The organism is Streptomyces sp. AgN23 (assembly GCF_001598115.1).
GTDB lineage: Bacteria > Actinomycetota > Actinomycetes > Streptomycetales > Streptomycetaceae > Streptomyces > Streptomyces antimycoticus.
In genome coordinates this window covers 191,358-207,550 of record NZ_CP007153.1, presented here as the reverse complement: position 1 = coordinate 207,550, position 16,193 = coordinate 191,358, and the positions used below count along the sequence as shown (strand labels likewise).

Sequence of the window (16,193 nt, the reverse complement as noted above, 5' to 3'; positions counted from 1 at the left end):
AACAGCGGCTGCTCGGTCTCGCCGGCGAAGTCCGGCGCGTCCCGTGTGCCGGGGCGTCCGCGACGGGACAGGAGGTCCGTCCTCGACCTTCGAGACCAGGGAAGGGTGAAGGCCATGGCCGGTGCAAGGGCGGGCGTTTCGGCGCCCTGACCAAGGACCACCGCGACCAGCTCATGTCACTCGCCCGTGAGGTGTCCTTCGAGGCGGGCGAGCGCGTCTTCGACGAGGGCGGCAAGGCCGACCGCTTCTGGACATCCACACGGGGACGGTCGCCCTCGATCTTCACGTGCCGGGTCGGCGTGCGGCGGTCGTCGAGACCCTCGGTACCGGAAAATGCTGGGCTGGTCCTGGTTCGTCCCTCCCCGGCGCTGGCACCTGGGAGCCGAGGCGAGCAGCCCGGTCCGTGCCTACGAATTCGATGCGGAGGCGGTCCGTGAGCTGTGCCAGGAGGACCCGGCGCTTGATCACGTCCTGTGTTCCTATGTGGCCGGGGTGATAGCGGACCGGCTCAGGGCCGCCCGGGTGCGGCTGCTGGACCAACACACCCCGCCGGTGCACACCGCACACACCCCCGGGCCGCCGGTGCATGGGCGAGTTCCATGGACTGCACGCGCCGCCCGCGGCGCCTCGCCCACCTGCGCACGGGCCCCCGTGTCACCGCGACGAGCGTCGTCGGGTGAACGGACTCGATACGCGACTACGGCCGGCCCTCGGCAGCCCGGTCGTCGATGGCGTAGTCGATCATCGGCCTGACCGTGACCACGCCGTCCACACCCTTGGCGAGCTGTTCGGCGATCTGGGCGGTGCTGCGCTTGTCGACCTCGCCGCGCAGGGTGACGACGCCGTCGTGAACCTGGGCGTTCACCTCCTGTCCGCTCAGCCGCAGTATCGCTGTCAGGACTTCGTCGCGTATCTCCTGGCGGATCTCCTCGTCGGGGCGCAGGAAGACGCGCAGCAGGTCCGGCCGGCTGACGATGCCGACGATGTGGTCGCTCTCGTCCACGACCACCAGTCGCTTGACGTGGTGGCGATCCATCTCGCGGGCCGCCTGGGCGACCGGCCAGTCGGCGTGAGCGGTGGCCACGGGGCTGGTCATCAGCCCGGCGGCGTTCTCGGCGCGTGCCTTGGCCCTCTCTCGTGGCCACCCGGGCGGCGCCGCCTGCCCACCGTACGCGTCGGGCTGTTCGGTCTGCTTGCGGAGCAGATCGGCTTCGGATACCAGCCCCATCGGCGCACCGCCCTCGTCGGCCACGGGCACGGCACTGATGCCGTGGCTGGACAGAACGGACGTGATCTCCTTGAACGGCGTGTCCGGTCGGACGGTGACGACATCGCGTGTCATCACCCCACCGACGGTGCTGTGCTGAGCGGTCATCGTCACGGCTCCTTCCTGCCCGCGCGGCGCGCGTCGGACGGGCGGCTCACCCTCACCTCTCCACTGTGCTCCTTCTGTGTGCGGTCGCTGCCGGGGCCAATGGTCCCGTATGCCGACCTGCTCCGCACTGTGAAAGGTCTCGGGCCCTTCCAGGCGGTGTCGATCGCGGCCGGCGGCTCCCTGTTCGCCGCGCGGCGAACAGGCGCGCACCACCGCACGTGCCGCGGGGCTCGCACCATCGCGCGTGCCGCGGGGCTTGCGGAAGCGCACGTGCCGCGGGGCTCGCGGAAGGGACGGGAGGCGACGCCGCCGCTCCCGTACCGACGCCCTGGCAGTGGGCGGAGCCCGAGTGCCGCCGGTGACCACAGGCAGCGCCGCCACGGCACTGGGGGTGGCCGTCTCCTCGCGCTGGGCGACCGGCTGTGCCCCCGGCTCCTGCGCAGGCTGAAGGATCCGGGCAGCCATTCCAGATGAACTTGCCTCGTACTCGGTCCAGCCCTCGTGTGTCACGCTGTAGCTGCCGAACCGCCAAACCTCCACATCGATCAGTTTGTGCTTGAGCAGCTCGGCCAGAACGCGCATGACGTCCGCCCGATTCCATCTTCGCTCGGCAAAGTAGGCGTCCGAGGCGCCCGGCGGGGCGGGCATGGGCGGCGGTGCGCAGGGCCGGGCGCCGGGTGGCGGCGCCCAGTTTCTTCTTGCGGAGCTTCCGGTCACCGACGACTTTCTGGGCCCAGCCGGAGACCCTGGCGCCGGTGGTCTTGCCGAAAGTGAACGCGCGGGGCTGCTCAGGCAGCAGGGTGGGGACGGTGACCTCGGTGGGGCCTTGGGGCGGGAGGCCATCACCTCGGCGACGGTTCCGGGCAGGCGCGCAGCCAGCCGTCCGCGACCTTGCCCCCTGCGGGACCCTCTCGGTGGCTCAGGGACGGGCTCTGTGGCGCAGGCGGCCGGGATGGTTCGGTGCGGCGGCAGGGACGATGCCCGCGAGCGACCCCGGCTGGAGGGGCACCGTGATGTTATTCCGGGGTGTCGATCTTCTTGCAGAAGGTGAGGAGGGCGTCCGCGAGGCGGTCGGGTGCCTCGATGGCCGCGTAGTGCCCGATACCGTCGAGTGACACACGGCACTCACGTCCGTGGCGGCCTGTCGAAATGTCGCGGACGTGAAAGCTCCTGAGCCGCCCCCGACCGCGAGCACGGGCATGCTGAGTTTGTGGGTTGCCGGCTCGCGGATCTCGTTGCCCTCGGTGAGCATCGAGCGGTAGAGCCCGGAGGCGCCTGTGAAGGCGTCCGGCCGCGTGCAGGAGCGGGTGAACTCGTCGATGTCGTTCTTGGAGATGGCGTCAGAGGTAGCGCTCAGGGAGGGGAACGCGTACTCGGCGATGAAGGCGCGCTCCCGTCCGGCGAGAAGCATCTCCGGGATCTCGGGGGCGGCGAGGACGCCTATGTGCCAGGCCCCGCCATGGGTGACGTCGGCGAGCGTTTCGAGACCGAATCCGGGGAGGCCGGTCTCGATCGCTCCGTAGCTTCGGACGAGTTCGGGATGTGTGGCTGCGACGCGGAACGTGGTGGGGCCGCTGATGTCCTGGCCCGTCAGATGGACGGGGCCGAGGCCCAGCCGCACGATGAGGTCGCTCAAGTCCTGCGCCGAGGTTGCGCTGTCGTGCTCCGGCTTGGCAGTGGCGGAGTCACCAAAACCGCGAAGGTCGACGGCGAAGACGCGGTGCTGCCCGCTCAGCAGAGGGATCAGCTTGTGGAACACCCATTAGGTCTCCGGGAAGCCGTGCACCAGCAGCACCGGGGATCCGGCCCCTCCCGCGGCCACGTACTGCAGCTCGGTGCCGTTCACGCTGACGCGGTGGTGGTCGACGCCGGGGATGGTGGCTCCGCTGGGACTGACGTTCATGAGCGGGCACCGCCTCGGAGCTCGGCCGCCGGTTGTCGGTTTCCAAGCAGGCGGCCGCGAAGACGATCGCCGCGCTACAGCAGCTCGGATATGTGATCCGGGAAGTCGACCCGGATGACGCACGCCGTAAGCGGGTGCAGGTGACACCCCGTGGCCACGAAATGATATGACGATCGGTGGGGCGCTCTTTGACGAGGTGCGCAACCGCTGGGCGGCGCAGATCGGGGTCCTCCGGCTCGATGCCCTCGAAGGGTACTTGGCCCGGCTTGTCGAGCGTCGGCCCGTGAGCGCCGATGATCTGGCACGGTTCGATGACGGTCCGCTCGAGGAGAACCGAGTGGCGGCACCCGATCAGGACGCACAGTAATAAGCCCGATCCCGGGCTGGGCGTCGATCGAGGATCGATCAGTGGCATCGCATTGCCTCAGCGCAGCTTCTTGGCGCAGCCGGTGCGGGCCTTTTGTGCAAGGCCGTGACTCTGTTGGTGATCTTCTGGGGTCATGCGGCGGTGGTGCAGAGAGAGTGGAAGCGTGTTGATCGGTGGCGGGTGGGGGTCGGCTCGGCGATCCAGTCGGCGACGCGGGTGAGGTTGCAGGCCAGTGCGGTCAGTACGTGCTGGACGTGGGTTCTTGCCAGGCCGCGGTAGCGGGATCGGCGCAGGCCGCAGGTGCGAATGTTCTGGGAGAGGGTGGCCTCGATGCCGGCACGGATCGCGTAGCGCTGCTGCCAGTCCTTGGTCTGCTGGTCCAGCCGGTTGCGGGTCTGGATCTCGTGGAGTTTACGGGTGGGCAGGAGCGCGAGTGCACGCGGACGGGTGGCGGAGGTGGTGCACTGAGGGCGGTCGGGGCAGGCAAGGCAGGTGGCCTTGTCGAAACGGACCTGGATGTAGTCGTGGCCGTTGATGCGCAGTGGTCCCCAGTGCCGGCTGATGTGCCCGCGGGGGCAGGTGACCTGCTTGTTGTCCCAGTCCGCGGCGAAGGCGGACTTGTCGAAGCCGCTGCCGCTCTTGGCCTGGTGGCTGTGGTCGGGCACCACCGGGCCCAGCAGGGTGATGCCATGGACCCGGCGGGCCCGTTCGATCCGGGCCGGGGTGATGTAGGCGGCATCGACAACATGTTCGGCCGGGGCCAGGCGGGCGTCGGCGAGGTCGTCGTGGATCTGTTCGGTGAGTTCGCCGTCCTGGACCGGGGCGATCGTGGTGGCCACGTGGATGACCACTTCGGGCCGGTCGGTGTCACAGGTCTCGGTCAGATGGACCCGGTAGCCGCTCCAGGCGGTGTCCCGCTTGACGCAGTAGTGGGCGTCGGTGTCGTAAGGGGAGTCGAACCGCAGGTGTGCCGGGGGCAGTGCGTGGCCGTCGCGCCAGCGCAGACGCCCGTGGGTGTCCCAGTAGTAATGATGGACCCAGACCTGCCGCAGGATCTCCACCTGCGGTAACACCCGCAGTCGGGGTGGGGCGTCGGGTGCCCACACGGCGGTCAGGATCTTCTGGCCGTCCCGGCCGAAGGTCTCCGCCAGGGCGGTGACCCCGGCTTTCCCACCGGGGACCTTCCCGATCTCGATCTTGCGCCCGTAGCGCTTGTCCCATTCCGGCTCGATCAAGGGCAGCAGCCAGTCCCCGTCGGCCTCGGCCAGCTCTTCCAGCGCGGCCCGCAGCGTCTCGCCGGCCAGTTCCAGCCGGCTGAGCGTGCGGACTGCCGCCATCACGTGAGTGGCGTCGGTGCGCTGACGACCTCCGGATTTCAGCAACCCGGCCTCCACCAGCCGCTCCAGCATCACCGTCAGCAGCCGGTCGGCGGCATCACCCTCGGCCAGCCGGGCCCGGAACTCGCACAGCACTGAGTAGTCGAACCCGGCATCGTCCAGCTCCATCCCGAGGGCATATTTCCAGTCAATGCGGGTGCGGACCGCGTCGGCAGCCTGCCGGTCGGAGAGGTTCTCGGCGAACTGCAGCACCGACGCCAGCGCCAACTGCCCCGGTGACAGACCCGGACGGCCGTCGGCCGGATACAGAGAAGCGAACTCCTCGTCCTCGAACAGCACGTCCAACCGATCCCGGATCAGCATCGCCGGTGTGCCCTTCGGACACGCGGCCCGCGCCGTCCGCACTGTCTTCGCCGGGATCCGCTGATAGCTCTTCGGTCGCAACGACATCGCAGCCCACCCCCTGGAACAGCCTCCCTGCCACTGTGCCAGCCCACCGACAACTACCGCATGACCCCGACAACATCACCAACAGAGTCAGGCCGTGGAGTTATGGGTCGCCGTGTACTGCGGGCCTGTAGTGGCGTCAGGCGCCGGATGCGTTCGTGCTGTTTCTGCCGTATTGCAGGCAGCGGCTCGCGGACGATCCCCACTTGTGGGCTTCGACGTTGTTCGATGAGGTGACCGCGCTGGGCTATCAGGGTGCGTACTCGACGTTCACGCGGGCGCTTCGCCGTTATCAGGTCCGTCCGCCTTGCGCCAAACCGTTCAGCCGAGCGTCATCACGCCAACCAACCCTGGAACGCGACCCGTTGGAACCGACGGCGACCGGGAACTGTCCGCACTGCCAGCAGCCGGTCACCGTCGTCGCGCTTCTGGCAACCCCGGAAGCCGCCCGCCCCTCTGTCCCCACAGCCATCCCCGACATCGTTCCACTGCGAAGGACTCCATGACCATCCACTGACCGGCTGATCAAGAGGCTCGCCGACCGTCAGGTCGGCGGCCTCGTGGCTTCGCCATCAACGAACGAACCCGGCATCCCCGATCACGCTGTCCTCTTGGCGGCGATCCTGGCCCGCAGCATGTTGCGGACGGTGGGCCACTCATCTGCGAGCAGGCTGTAGTACAGCGAGTCACGGCGGGTGCCGTCCTGGCGCCGCATATGGCTGCGCAGGGTCCCTTCATAGACCAGGCCCAGACGGGACAGGGCATGCTGGGAACGCACATTGAGGTTGTCAGTGCGCAGCGCGAGCCTGGCCAGTCGCAGGTCATCAAAGGCATGACCGAACAGCAACAGCTTGGACTCAGCGTTATACGGGCCTCCCCAGCAAGACCGATCGAACCAGGTCGCGCCGACTTCAGCGCGGCTCTCGTCCAGATCGAGGTCATACAGACTGGTCGAACCGATCACGGCGCCGTCGTCACAACACTGCACCGCGAAGCATCGCCTGGCAGGGTCCGCGATCATCTGGCTCAGCATCGTGCGCGTCTGCGTTACGGACTCAGGACGTGGCCGCGGCATCCATCGCCATACCTCGGGATCGGATGCAGCAGGGAAGAGGGCTTCGGCATGGTCGGTGGATAACGGGACGAGGCGAACCTCACTACCGACGAGAGCGTTGTTATTCACCGCGACACACTAGAACGGGCCACAACACCGGCGGGAGAACCCAAGGTTGCCTCCCTGCCGAACGACCCATGCACGCTCTGCGAACACTGTCATCAGGAAATCCACGCGGGACGGGGAACAGCCACTACTCGGAAATGATCACTGGAGGGCGGTATGCCGGGAAACTGGCCCGTACCGTTGGGGAAGGGGCCGTCGGAAAAGGACCCGAGCCGCGGACACGTCGGTGGCCTACTTCACTCTGTGGGAGCCCGAGGGTGCGATTCCCTCGGGCGACCCGACCATCAAAGGGGCTCATCCCAATCGAGGGTGTAGTTGGGGCCTGAAGCCGCCGGTCTCCAGCAGGGCTCTGGCGATGTAGTTGGTGAGGTTGCGGAAGCCGAGTGCGCTGCCGCGGAGGTGTTCGAGACGGCCGTTGAGGGCCTCGGTGGGTCCGTTGCTGGTGCCGGGTCGGTCGAAGTAGGCCAGTACGTCGGCGGCTCGCTTCTTCAGGGTCCGGCCCAGCGTGATCAGCTCGGTGAGCGCCTTCGGCACGCCAGTGCCCAGGTCAGTGATGAGCTTGGACATCAGCTCGCGGCCACGGCGTCGGTCCTGGTGCCGGTAGGCGGCGATCATCCGCTGGTAGATGCCCCAGGCCGCCTCGACCTCGACGTGGTGGTCCTCGGCGAAGAGCGCTCGGAGTCTGTCGGCCTGGCGATCGATGAGCAGGTCCGCGCCGGTGGCCAGGGTGCGACGGCACTTGTAGAGCGGGTCGTCCTTGAACCCGCGGTGGCCGTGGATCGCGAGCTGGACCCTGCGTCGGCAGCGGTCGAGTGCATCCCCGGCCAGCCGGACGACATGGAAGGGATCCATGACCGCGACCGCGTCGGGCACCTCCTCCGCGGCGGCGGTCTTGAAGCCGGTGAAGCCGTCCATCACGACCACCTGGACACCGTCGCGCCAGGCGTCGGACCGGTCGGCGAGCCAGGTCTTGAACGCAGACTTGGAACGGCCTTCGACCATGCCGAGCAGCCGTGCTGGGCCGATGCCATCACGGACCGGGGTGAGGTCGATGATGACGGTGACGTACTTGTCGCCGGGGCGGGTGTGGCGCCACACGTGCTCGTCGACTCCGATCACCGCGACCCCGTCGAACCGGGCGGGATCCTCGATGAGCACGCGTCTGCCTTCGGCCAGGACGGCGTTGTTGGCGGTGTCCCAGGCGACGCCGAGTCCCTTGGCGATCCGGGCGACGGTGAGGTGTTGGACCACGATGCCTTCCAGCGACCACCGCAGCCCAGTCCGCGAGAGCTTGGCTCGCGGCTCGGCCGCCGCGGTGGTGTCTTGGCGCCACACGTGACCGCACTCGCGGCACCGGTAGCGCCGGACCGCGACTTCCAGCGTGGTGGGCCGCCGGCCCAGCGGCTCGTGGGCGAGGCGTCGGATCACGGTGTCACGCGCGAGACCCTCGCCGCCGCAGCGCCTGCACCACTGGTCGGACTCGACGACCCGGCATGCGAGGACGGCGCGGTCGGGCTCCAGGCGCTGGGCGATCACGACAAGACCGAGCCCGGTCGAGTCGAGCGAAGGTGGTCAGGTCGGGACGGCCGAAGCCGGCCGGCGGGGTAGCGTCGGGCACGTCGAGGTCTTCCAGATGGTGAGCCGTCAGAACTTCCATCTTCGGAAGACCTCGACGCCTATCCCGGGACCGACGCGTGGTTCTGACAGCCTCAGTTGACGCGCAACGCCACAGGCCCATCGCGCGCCACAGGTCTGTGGCGATACCGGAAGATCGCGCGGGTGGAGTACGACGCGGAGTTGCTCAAGACGCAGAAGCTTTCGAGAAGCGGCAGCGTGAGCGCGGCATGCCGCTGGACGCATCCGCCTCCTGGCTGCCGCACGTTGACGCTGTGGCATGTTTGGCAGAGCCGCCTCGTGGCCATGCGGATACAGGTTGACGTCGGCATCGTTGCCGTGCGCGGACTGGAGGCGAGGGAAAGCGTCGCCAGCAGTTCCATCGACCGCCGTTGACATCCAGAGCAGCGCGGCCGCGCTGAGGCAGGCTCGCCACGATCCGAATGTGGAAGTGGTCGTTGTGGCTCCACGGATGACGGGCGTTCAACCGAGCCATGCCCATCGAGAATGCGCCTCCAGCGAACAAAGCTCCGAATCATCGCAGCGCCACGGCCCGCATGCTGCCACGTCCGTGAGTTCGCAGCCGTCACCTCGCGCGCAGGAGTTCAACGGGTGAGTAGATGTCGACAACGAAAGCGACGGGATGTCGGCCGTCTCACGGCAGCCACCGGCGGCCTGAGGAGTCATCCGGTCAGGACGGGGCCCAGCAGGAGGCCAGTGAGTTCTCGGCAAGCCGGGTCAGCTCCGCCCGGGTCAGGCCCAGGCCGGCGGCGCTCGCCACGTAGTTGTCGGCGACGTAGCCACCGAAGAACGGCGGGTCGTCGGAGTTGAGGGTGACCACCACACCGGCGTCGAACAGGCGCTTGAGCGGGTGGGCGGCGAGTGTCGGCACCACCTTGAGCGCCACGTTGGACAGCGGGCACATGGTCAGCGGTACGCCGAGGTCGGCCACCCGGCGGATGAGCGCCGGGTCATCGGCCACCGCCACACCGTGATCGATCCGGTCCACCCCGAGCTCCAACGCTTCGACGACGTACGAAGCGGGCGCGTCCTCGCCGGCGTGGATCGTGGTCCGGTAGCCGCGGCGCTGGGCCTCGGCGAAGAAGCGGGCGAACTTCGAGGGCGGGTTGCCTCGCTCTGCTGAGCCCATCCCGATGCCGATGACCTGCTCGCGCCACGGCTCGATCAGGTCGAGCAGCTCCAGGGCGGTGGACTCCTCCCGGTGGCGCTGCGCGGTGCAGATCAGCCGGGCGTCGATGCCCCATTCCTCGCCGGCTTCGCGGACAGCGGCGAGCATGCCGTCGAGGATGACCTCGATCGGCACGCCGGCGTCGAGGAAGGTCTGCGATCCCACGAAGACCTCCGCCCGGGTGACGCCGTCGGCGTGCGCATGGCGCAGGTAGTCCATCGCGAGGTCGAAGAAGTCCTGCCGCTGCCGCAGCGTGCCGGCCACCCGGAAGAGCACCTCGAGGAAGGCCGGCAGGTCGGCGAAGTTGTAGGCCGCCCGCAGCTCCTCCTCGCTCCCCCACGGCAGGCTCACCCCGTTGCGACGAGCACAAGCCAACGCGGTGGCGGGCTCGAGGGTGCCCTCAAGGTGTACGTGGAGCTCGGCCTTCGGCAGCGAACGGACGAAGTCCAAGTCGATGTCGGCGTCCATGTCGGCGGTGCTCATCGCAGCAGCCTAACCGGGAGGCGTCGGCGGCACCGAAGCCGGTGGCGGCGATGCCGTCCGGCAGCGCCCTCGGGTTGCGCAACTGACCAACCATCTCGCCCGATCCCTGCTGGAGACCGCCGGCCTGGGAGCGCAACTACCCCCTCGTCTGGGAAGAGCCATCAAAGGGCCCGGTGGCGACGGCTGGGCGGACAGACCTGGACCTTGTCACGGATCAAGACGCTCATCAGGCGCAGGTTCCACAAGAGCTACACCGTCCAAGGGGTGGCCGCATCGCGTCCGCGTCGCACGATCAATCAGGTGTCAACGAGGCTGAAGGATCGGACATGACCGAGCGCTACGACCCTTGCAGCGCGCTTCTTCCGGTACCGGAGTTCGCACTTCGCAGCACCGGCATCGCAGACGGGGAGACCCTGGCCGTCGTACAGCGTTCTGGCGGCGCTCCGCCTTCTTTCCGTAGCCGACCGTGGCGGCCCGGCACCCCGCCGCCGACAGGTTCTGAGTGGGCGGTTCGTGAGTCTTTGAGCTGATCTGTTGTCGCCTGATGGTGTGGCGGCGGGGCGGAATCTGCCGGTCCGCGGTTGTTGATCTGGTGATGTGTTCGGGTGAGTGAACGCAAGCCGTATCCGAGTGACTTATCGGACGAGCAGTGGTCGTTGATCGAGCCGGTGATCACCGCGTGGAAGGACCGGCACCGCTCGGTCAGCGGCCACCAGGGCGCCTACGACATGCGGGAGATCGTGAACGCGATCCTCTACCAGGGGCGGACCGGCTGCCAGTGGGCCTACCTCCCGCACGACCTGCCGCAGAAGAGCGCGACGTACTACTACTTCGCCGCCTGGCGGGACGACGGAACAGACCAGGTCATCCATGAACTCCTGCGCTGCCAGGTCCGTGAACGCGCCCGCCGATTAGAGGACCCGACCCTGGTGGTCCTGGACACCCAGAGTGTCCACGCGGCCGCCGGGGTTCCCACCACCATGACCGGCCACGATCCTGCCAAGCGGGTGCCCGGCCGCAAACGCGGCCTGGCCGTGGACGTCCTCGGCCTGGTCATCGCAGTCGTCGTCCTCGCCGCGAACACCCACGACAACGCCGCGGGCATCATCCTGCTGGACCAGGTCGCCGAACACACCGGCGGCACCGTCCGCAAAGCCCTGGTCGACCAGGGCTTCAAGAACCAGGTCGTCGCACACGGCGCCGGCCTGGGCATCGACGTCGAGATCGTCCAACGCAACCCGCAGGACAAGGGGTTCGTGCCGCAGCCGAAGCGGTGGAGGGTCGAGCAGACCTACGGGATCCTGATACTGCACCGGCGCCTGGTCCGCGACTACGAGCACCGCCCCTCCTCCTCCTCCGCCTCCCGCGTCTACTGGGCGATGACCCACGTCATGGCCCGACGCCTCACCGGCACGAACGCCCCCACCTGGCGCGCGGCGCAGGCGGGGGCAGCGTGAACATCCGGCCCCTGCTCGATGCCCTGGACCTCCAGGAAGACGCCGCCCGGGCCCTGGCCGAAGACCTCCGCGCACAGATCGACAACCTGCAGACCCGGTTGCGGGAGGCCGAGATGCACCTGGAGCACCTCACGATCACCCGCAAGAACCGCTTCATCCAGAGGCTCGTGCCTGTTCCCTGAGGCAGGATGTGCTCATGATGCGTCGGGGGCGTGCCGGGAAAGTCTCGGCAGTGGTGTTCAGCGTTGCGGTGTGCTTGGCCGGCTTGTGGTGGACGGTGGTTGCGCTGTCGAGGGCGAAGGGGGAGTCCGACCCGGCCGGGGTGCTGGCCCTCCTGCCCAGCCTGGTGGGTGTGGTCCTCGGGGGATGGGGAGCGTGGGCGGGAAACCGGGCCCTGCAGGACCAGCGCACGGCCCCGATGATTGCGGAGGAACTCGCCAGACTGGTGGCGCGGGCGGAGGGCGCGCAGTACCGGCAGTTGCTGGGCAGTGGACTGGCGGCGCCGGACGGGCGGATCGACCTCACGTTCACGGTCACGGCCACCGGGATGAGCGGTTCGCGCGCCGACGGAACGCTGGAGGGGATCGCCGACTACTACCGGGGCCTGCGGCCGGGGCGGATGGTCATCACCGGCACACCGTCCGCCGGCCGGGACGGGCAGATTGGCGGTGACGCGGGAACAGGCAAAACCGTGCTCGCCCTGTCCCTGATCCTGGGCCTGGCCAAGGAACGTTCCCCCCATGAGCCGGTGCCGGTACGACTGACCGCGGCATCCTGGCCCGGCAGCGACATACGTGACTGGCTACGGACACACCTGACCGACGTCTACCGTCTTCCCCGCCGCGAAGCCGCCCGCCTGGTGGAGGCCAATCTCGTTCTGCCCGTCATCGACGGTATGGACGAAATGGACCCGGGCACGACCCCTGGCTACACCTCACGCGCCGCCGCCCTCCTCCGCTGCATCGAACGGTTCGAGCACGGTGGAGAACACTGCCCGGTCGTCGTGACCTGTCGGCACGCCTACTACCAGGCCCTGGTGGAAGCCGGGACGGAACCCCGGATCGTGGCACGCATTGCCGTGGCCCGCGTCGACGCGGCCCGCGCTCACAGCTACCTGTCGCAACGCGTCGCCGGTACGGAGCGGGGCCGGGCCCGCTGGCAGCCGGTCCTCTCCGCCCTGGACGCGGTGGCGGTGGGTCCGGCCGACACCGTTCGGCCGGAACACGCCCTGCTGGCCGAGGCGCTGGACACGCCCTGGCGACTAACCTTGGCCGCGACCGTCCTCGAGGAGCGCACCGCAGACGGGCGATACCTGCGCGATCCCGCCGATCTCCTCGCGCTGGCCGCAGGCGGGCATCTTTACGAGTACCTTTTGGACCAGTACATCGGTGCCGCGGTGGCCGCACGCCACCGGGGAGCGGACGACATCTCCCTGCCGTCGGGCACCCACGTCCGTCCACGACTCGACGCCGACACCACCTGGCGCCGCCTGGCATTCCTCGCCCGCTACCTAAACGACAGCAGCGGCCCTGGAGACGGCTCACCCCGCCGCGTCGCAGGGCGTGCGCTGAGCAGCACCGACCTGGTCCTCCACGAACTGTGGCCCCTGGGCGGGAAGCATCGGACACGGTGGACCGAAGGCGTTCTGGCCGTGGCGGCGTCACTCACTCTGGTCAGTCTTGTCGGGCCGCTTGGTGACGACTTTGGTGCGATAAGGCCGTGGGCGTTCCTCCTCTGTTTCGCGGTGTTCTACCGCCCAGCATGGCCGAAGCCACGGCGGATCGACCCTGGCCGCCTTCGCACCCGTACTGGCCGACGCGCTCTCACCCTGGGTTTCACGGTCGGTTTCACGGTCGGTTTCCTAATCTTCTTCGGCTTGTCCTATGCGACGGCGCTCCCTGCCGAAGACCTGCTCCAAGAAAGCCTCGTATACGGCCTAACTTTTGGGCTTGCGATTGGGCTCGCGATCGGTCTCACACGCGGACTCATGATCAAGCAGGAGCAGGTGGGAGTCGCTCCGCGTCACCTCATCCGCATGGACCTCACCGCTGCAGTCGTGTTCGGACCCGGGGTAGTGGTCGGGGCCGCGCTCTTGACCGGGCTCGTAGGGCTGCTCGGGCTCAACGCCATTTCTGCACCCGGTACCACCTGGGATGTGGACTATTTAGGGGCGTTCTTCGGCGGGTTAATGGTCGGGGGCTTCATATTTAGTATCCCGGTCGCGGGTGGCTCGGCAGCCCTGCGGTATTTCGCGCTCCTCCTGCACACGCGCAGGAAGCTGCCGTGGCGGCTGGGACGCTTCCTCGACGTCTGCTACGAACTCGGCATCCTGCGCGTGTCTGGGACGGCATGGCAGTTCCGCCATCGTGAACTCCAAGAGCACCTCGCCACCCGCCCCGCGCCACCACCCCACTCATGAGGGAGCGTTCCGACGTGGGACTGGCGTGGGTTCACTGGCAACTCAAAAACAGGCAAAGACTCACAAACCGCCCCCTTAGAGCTTGCGCAGATAGGCGCGGGGGGGCACTCGGGAGTGGAGGAGGTACAGGGCTTAGTGATCATGGAGTTGCGACGCTCTGTGATCACCGGGAGACCTGTGCCTGCACTGCCATCATGGCTGACCGAACTCCTCTGGGACCAATTCGCGGCGCTGCTGCCCCAGCGGCCGGTCTACGATCCGGCCCACCCACTGGGCTGCCACCGACCGCGGATCAGCGGCCGGATCTCAAACGCTCTGGAATGACGGACGGTTACGGAATCCCGCTGGGCCGGGTCCTGGCCGGAGCGAACTGCCATGACTCGCCACTACTGGCCCCGACCCTGGACCTGGATGAGGGCTCCCGAACTGAAGAACGCCGCGACCGAGAGGAGCACAAAGAGCGTTACCCGATTCATGGCGAACAGGGTAGGGCGATCAGGTCTGCCAGAAGAACGCTGCCGCTCTCTATCGCACCCCAGGTTGTTACCCTCCGGTGCCCGGCCCGGTCCCGGAACGTGCACTTCTCGGCCTCCGCGATGGGTAGGGTCACGCCGCACGCTGAGCGGGCGGTTCGAGCCGCGCCGCGCACGGCACAGAGCGAAACATCGGGGGAGCACGGCATGAGTACGAACGGCAATGGTTACTGGGGTCCGACGGGCGGACCCGGACCCGGACCCGGTCCCGGTGGACAGCCGGGCCCAGGTCCCGGCCATCAGCCCTACCCCGGGGCCGGACACCCCCCGTACCCCGGCGGTCCCGGCGTGGGTCCCTACCCGCCGCAGCCCGCGCGCCCGCAGGTAGGCACGAACGCGCTGGTAGCTGCCTCGGTAGCCGAGCGGCACGATCTTCTCCCACAGCTTCCATGCGTTGGTGCAGCCCTAGCTCCAGCGGTCATCGAGGTAGGTCTTGTACTCATCGAGGACAGAGGGCCGGTTCTGCCACTGGCCGATGAACAGCGCTTGCGGGGTTGCGGCGTCAGCGAGGCGTTTGACGGTGCGGTAGGTCATGCCGAGCTGTCGTTGGATCGAGCGCCGGCTGTGGCGGGCCTCCAGCAGCGCGTGGACGGTGGCGTGCCGGGCCCGGGTGCGGTCGGCGAACCGGTGGCCGGTCGGCCATGGTGAGCCGGACGTCTCCTCCACCGGGACGGATTCGGGCTCAATCTCGGGTGCCTCGGGGACCAGGACGCGCAGGCAGCGGCGGTGCTGAGCAACGCTCCGCTCAGGGGCTTCGCTGAAGTTGTGCCACAACTGCCACCTGTCGGCGACCTGGACGGCCTGCGGCGCCCCAGGCGGCCCCTTCGGCGAAGAACGGTGCCCGATCTCGGCATACGACCTCGACGCCGGGCCGCTGGGACAGCCACGCGGACAGGCTCGATGCTTCTCGATCGGGCAGGAGGTCGACGGGGCGCGCTGCGCGTGGTCCGCGCCAGCGCCGTAAAGGCGCGCACTCAGACCACCAACCAGATCAAATCACTGATCATCACCGCGCCCGCCGCGGTACGCGAAGCACTGCGCTCGCTGACCACCGCCGAGTTGATACGGCGCCTGGCCGCCAACCGTCCCGGCACCGATCTGACCGCCCCGGCCGCCGCTGTCAAACCCGCACTCAAGCGCCTGGCCAAGCGCCACCAGCACCTGAGCGAGGAGATCGCGGCCGCGGACGTCGAGCTGCGCGCCCTCATCACCCACACCGCGCCCGGCTTGCTCGTGCTACCAGGCGTCGGGACTGAGACCGCCGGGCAGCTGCTGGTCACAGCCGGGGACAACCCTGACAGGCTCGCTTCGGAGGCATCCTTCGCTCACCTGTGCGCCGCCGCACCCGTGCCAGCCTCCTCCGGCCGCACCGACCGCCACCGACTCAACCGCGGCGGCGACCGCCAAGCCAACCGCGCACTGCACACCATCGTGTTGGTCCGCATGCGCCACGACCCGCGTACCCGCGACTACGTCGCACGACGCACCCTCGAAGGGCTCAAGACGAAGGACATCTTCAGATGCCTCAAGCACTTCGTTGCGCGCGAGGTCTACCGCCACCTCACCAGCGCCTTCAGGAGTGAACCATCGGCAAATCCAGCCACTTGACGATCTATAGGAGCTTCAGAGTCAAGCCTGGTGTCCCTCGTCGCGAGAGGGGCGGACCGGCCGGATGAGTGACTTTTTGGCCGAGTTGCCGTCGGGGAAGGTAAAGCAGCCGCAGGCGTGGCTGAAATTCCTCCTTACGTCTCCTGCAACTCTCTCACCTGCGCCTCTGTGGTTCTCTGATTAATCGTGAGATCTCTCACATTGCCATCGCTTTACTTGTTTATTGCCTTCCGTGTTTCGATGGTGCGCATCGTTTCCTGATCGACACGGACACATCGGAC

14 protein-coding genes and 3 pseudogenes are annotated in these 16,193 nt (G+C 68.1%); 9 read left to right on the top strand and 8 right to left on the bottom strand.

The window, feature by feature from the left end:
• Positions 1 to 173 precede the first annotated feature (173 nt).
• A pseudogene (locus tag AS97_RS46660) lies at positions 174 to 549 on the top strand (cyclic nucleotide-binding domain-containing protein); the annotation flags it as partial.
• A 148-nt stretch (positions 550 to 697) separates the two neighbouring features.
• Here AS97_RS46660 and AS97_RS00960 read toward each other — a convergent pair.
• From AS97_RS00960 to AS97_RS46655, 3 genes are all read right to left on the bottom strand, one after another.
• Positions 698 to 1,375, bottom strand: coding sequence for a CBS domain-containing protein (locus tag AS97_RS00960; RefSeq protein ID WP_086707115.1), 678 nt, complete (start codon positions 1,373 to 1,375; stop codon positions 698 to 700).
• 919 nt (positions 1,376 to 2,294) lie between these two features.
• The gene (locus tag AS97_RS00955) at positions 2,295 to 3,134 is read right to left on the bottom strand and encodes an alpha/beta hydrolase (RefSeq protein ID WP_247204188.1); all 840 of its coding nucleotides are present in this window, start codon (positions 3,132 to 3,134) and stop codon (positions 2,295 to 2,297) included.
• A 3-nt stretch (positions 3,135 to 3,137) separates the two neighbouring features.
• On the bottom strand, positions 3,138 to 3,278 hold the full coding sequence (locus AS97_RS46655) for a hypothetical protein (protein ID WP_247204187.1): 141 nt from the start codon (positions 3,276 to 3,278) through the stop codon (positions 3,138 to 3,140).
• 32 nt (positions 3,279 to 3,310) lie between these two features.
• Between AS97_RS46655 and AS97_RS46650 the strand changes: the two genes are divergently transcribed.
• Together AS97_RS46650 and AS97_RS46645 are read left to right on the top strand one after the other, a co-directional pair.
• Positions 3,311 to 3,448 (top strand): MarR family transcriptional regulator, encoded by a 138-nt coding sequence (locus AS97_RS46650; protein WP_236669723.1) that lies wholly within the window; start codon positions 3,311 to 3,313, stop codon positions 3,446 to 3,448.
• Positions 3,445 to 3,645 (top strand): hypothetical protein, encoded by a 201-nt coding sequence (locus tag AS97_RS46645; RefSeq protein ID WP_236669722.1) that lies wholly within the window; start codon positions 3,445 to 3,447, stop codon positions 3,643 to 3,645. Before AS97_RS46650 ends, AS97_RS46645 begins: the two co-directional genes overlap by 4 nt.
• A 131-nt stretch (positions 3,646 to 3,776) precedes the next feature.
• On the opposite strand, the gene AS97_RS00945 is transcribed toward AS97_RS46645, so the two are convergent.
• The 3 genes and pseudogenes from AS97_RS00945 to AS97_RS00935 all read right to left on the bottom strand — a co-directional run bounded on the left by AS97_RS00945 (position 3,777) and on the right by AS97_RS00935 (position 8,227).
• Positions 3,777 to 5,432 carry an IS1182 family transposase gene (locus AS97_RS00945; protein ID WP_210564157.1) on the bottom strand — a complete coding sequence of 552 codons (1,656 nt, stop codon included), beginning with the start codon at positions 5,430 to 5,432 and terminating at the stop codon, positions 3,777 to 3,779.
• Positions 5,433 to 6,027: 595 nt separating this feature from the next.
• Positions 6,028 to 6,612 carry a GNAT family protein gene (locus AS97_RS00940; protein ID WP_086707293.1) on the bottom strand — a complete coding sequence of 195 codons (585 nt, stop codon included), beginning with the start codon at positions 6,610 to 6,612 and terminating at the stop codon, positions 6,028 to 6,030.
• 291 nt (positions 6,613 to 6,903) lie between these two features.
• Positions 6,904 to 8,227: pseudogene (locus tag AS97_RS00935) on the bottom strand (ISL3 family transposase).
• Positions 8,228 to 8,388: 161 nt separating this feature from the next.
• On the opposite strand from AS97_RS00935, the gene AS97_RS00930 reads away from it, so the two are divergent.
• Positions 8,389 to 8,619, top strand: a complete 231-nt coding sequence (locus tag AS97_RS00930; RefSeq protein WP_125760426.1) for a hypothetical protein — start codon at positions 8,389 to 8,391, stop codon at positions 8,617 to 8,619.
• A gap of 295 nt (positions 8,620 to 8,914) precedes the next feature.
• On the opposite strand, the gene add is transcribed toward AS97_RS00930, so the two are convergent.
• Complete coding sequence (add, locus tag AS97_RS00925; protein WP_210564156.1) at positions 8,915 to 9,895, bottom strand: adenosine deaminase; 981 nt, start codon at positions 9,893 to 9,895, stop codon at positions 8,915 to 8,917.
• A 605-nt stretch (positions 9,896 to 10,500) separates the two neighbouring features.
• Between add and AS97_RS00915 the strand changes: the two genes are divergently transcribed.
• The 4 genes and pseudogenes from AS97_RS00915 to AS97_RS00900 form a co-directional block, all read left to right on the top strand.
• Positions 10,501 to 11,352 (top strand): IS5 family transposase, encoded by an 852-nt coding sequence (locus AS97_RS00915; RefSeq protein ID WP_210564155.1) that lies wholly within the window; start codon positions 10,501 to 10,503, stop codon positions 11,350 to 11,352.
• Entirely contained in the window at positions 11,349 to 11,534 is a 186-nt protein-coding gene (locus AS97_RS00910) for a hypothetical protein (RefSeq protein ID WP_210567453.1), read from the top strand. Before AS97_RS00915 ends, AS97_RS00910 begins: the two co-directional genes overlap by 4 nt.
• Before the next feature lie 50 nt (positions 11,535 to 11,584).
• Positions 11,585 to 13,771, top strand: coding sequence for an NACHT domain-containing protein (locus AS97_RS00905; RefSeq protein WP_210564154.1), 2,187 nt, complete (start codon positions 11,585 to 11,587; stop codon positions 13,769 to 13,771).
• Positions 13,772 to 13,948: 177 nt separating this feature from the next.
• Positions 13,949 to 14,178, top strand: a pseudogene (locus AS97_RS00900) (IS5/IS1182 family transposase); the annotation flags it as partial.
• Positions 14,179 to 14,709: 531 nt separating this feature from the next.
• Here the strand turns inward: AS97_RS00900 and AS97_RS00895 are convergent.
• On the bottom strand, positions 14,710 to 15,078 hold the full coding sequence (locus AS97_RS00895; protein WP_210567452.1) for a hypothetical protein: 369 nt from the start codon (positions 15,076 to 15,078) through the stop codon (positions 14,710 to 14,712).
• Between the two features lie 168 nt (positions 15,079 to 15,246).
• On the opposite strand from AS97_RS00895, the gene AS97_RS00890 reads away from it, so the two are divergent.
• Entirely contained in the window at positions 15,247 to 15,912 is a 666-nt protein-coding gene (locus AS97_RS00890) for a transposase (RefSeq protein ID WP_247204186.1), read from the top strand.
• Positions 15,913 to 16,193 lie beyond the last annotated feature (281 nt).

Excerpts from the sequence above, each read along its gene's own strand:
- AS97_RS00960 (WP_086707115.1), bottom strand. The coding sequence starts at position 1,375 with ATGACCGCTCAGCACAGCACCGTCGGTGGGGTGATGACACGCGATGTC.
- AS97_RS46655 (WP_247204187.1), bottom strand. The coding sequence starts at position 3,278 with ATGAACGTCAGTCCCAGCGGAGCCACCATCCCCGGCGTCGACCACCAC.
- AS97_RS46645 (WP_236669722.1), top strand. The coding sequence starts at position 3,445 with ATGACGATCGGTGGGGCGCTCTTTGACGAGGTGCGCAACCGCTGGGCG.
- AS97_RS00945 (WP_210564157.1), bottom strand. The coding sequence starts at position 5,432 with ATGTCGTTGCGACCGAAGAGCTATCAGCGGATCCCGGCGAAGACAGTG.
- add (WP_210564156.1), bottom strand. The coding sequence starts at position 9,895 with ATGAGCACCGCCGACATGGACGCCGACATCGACTTGGACTTCGTCCGT.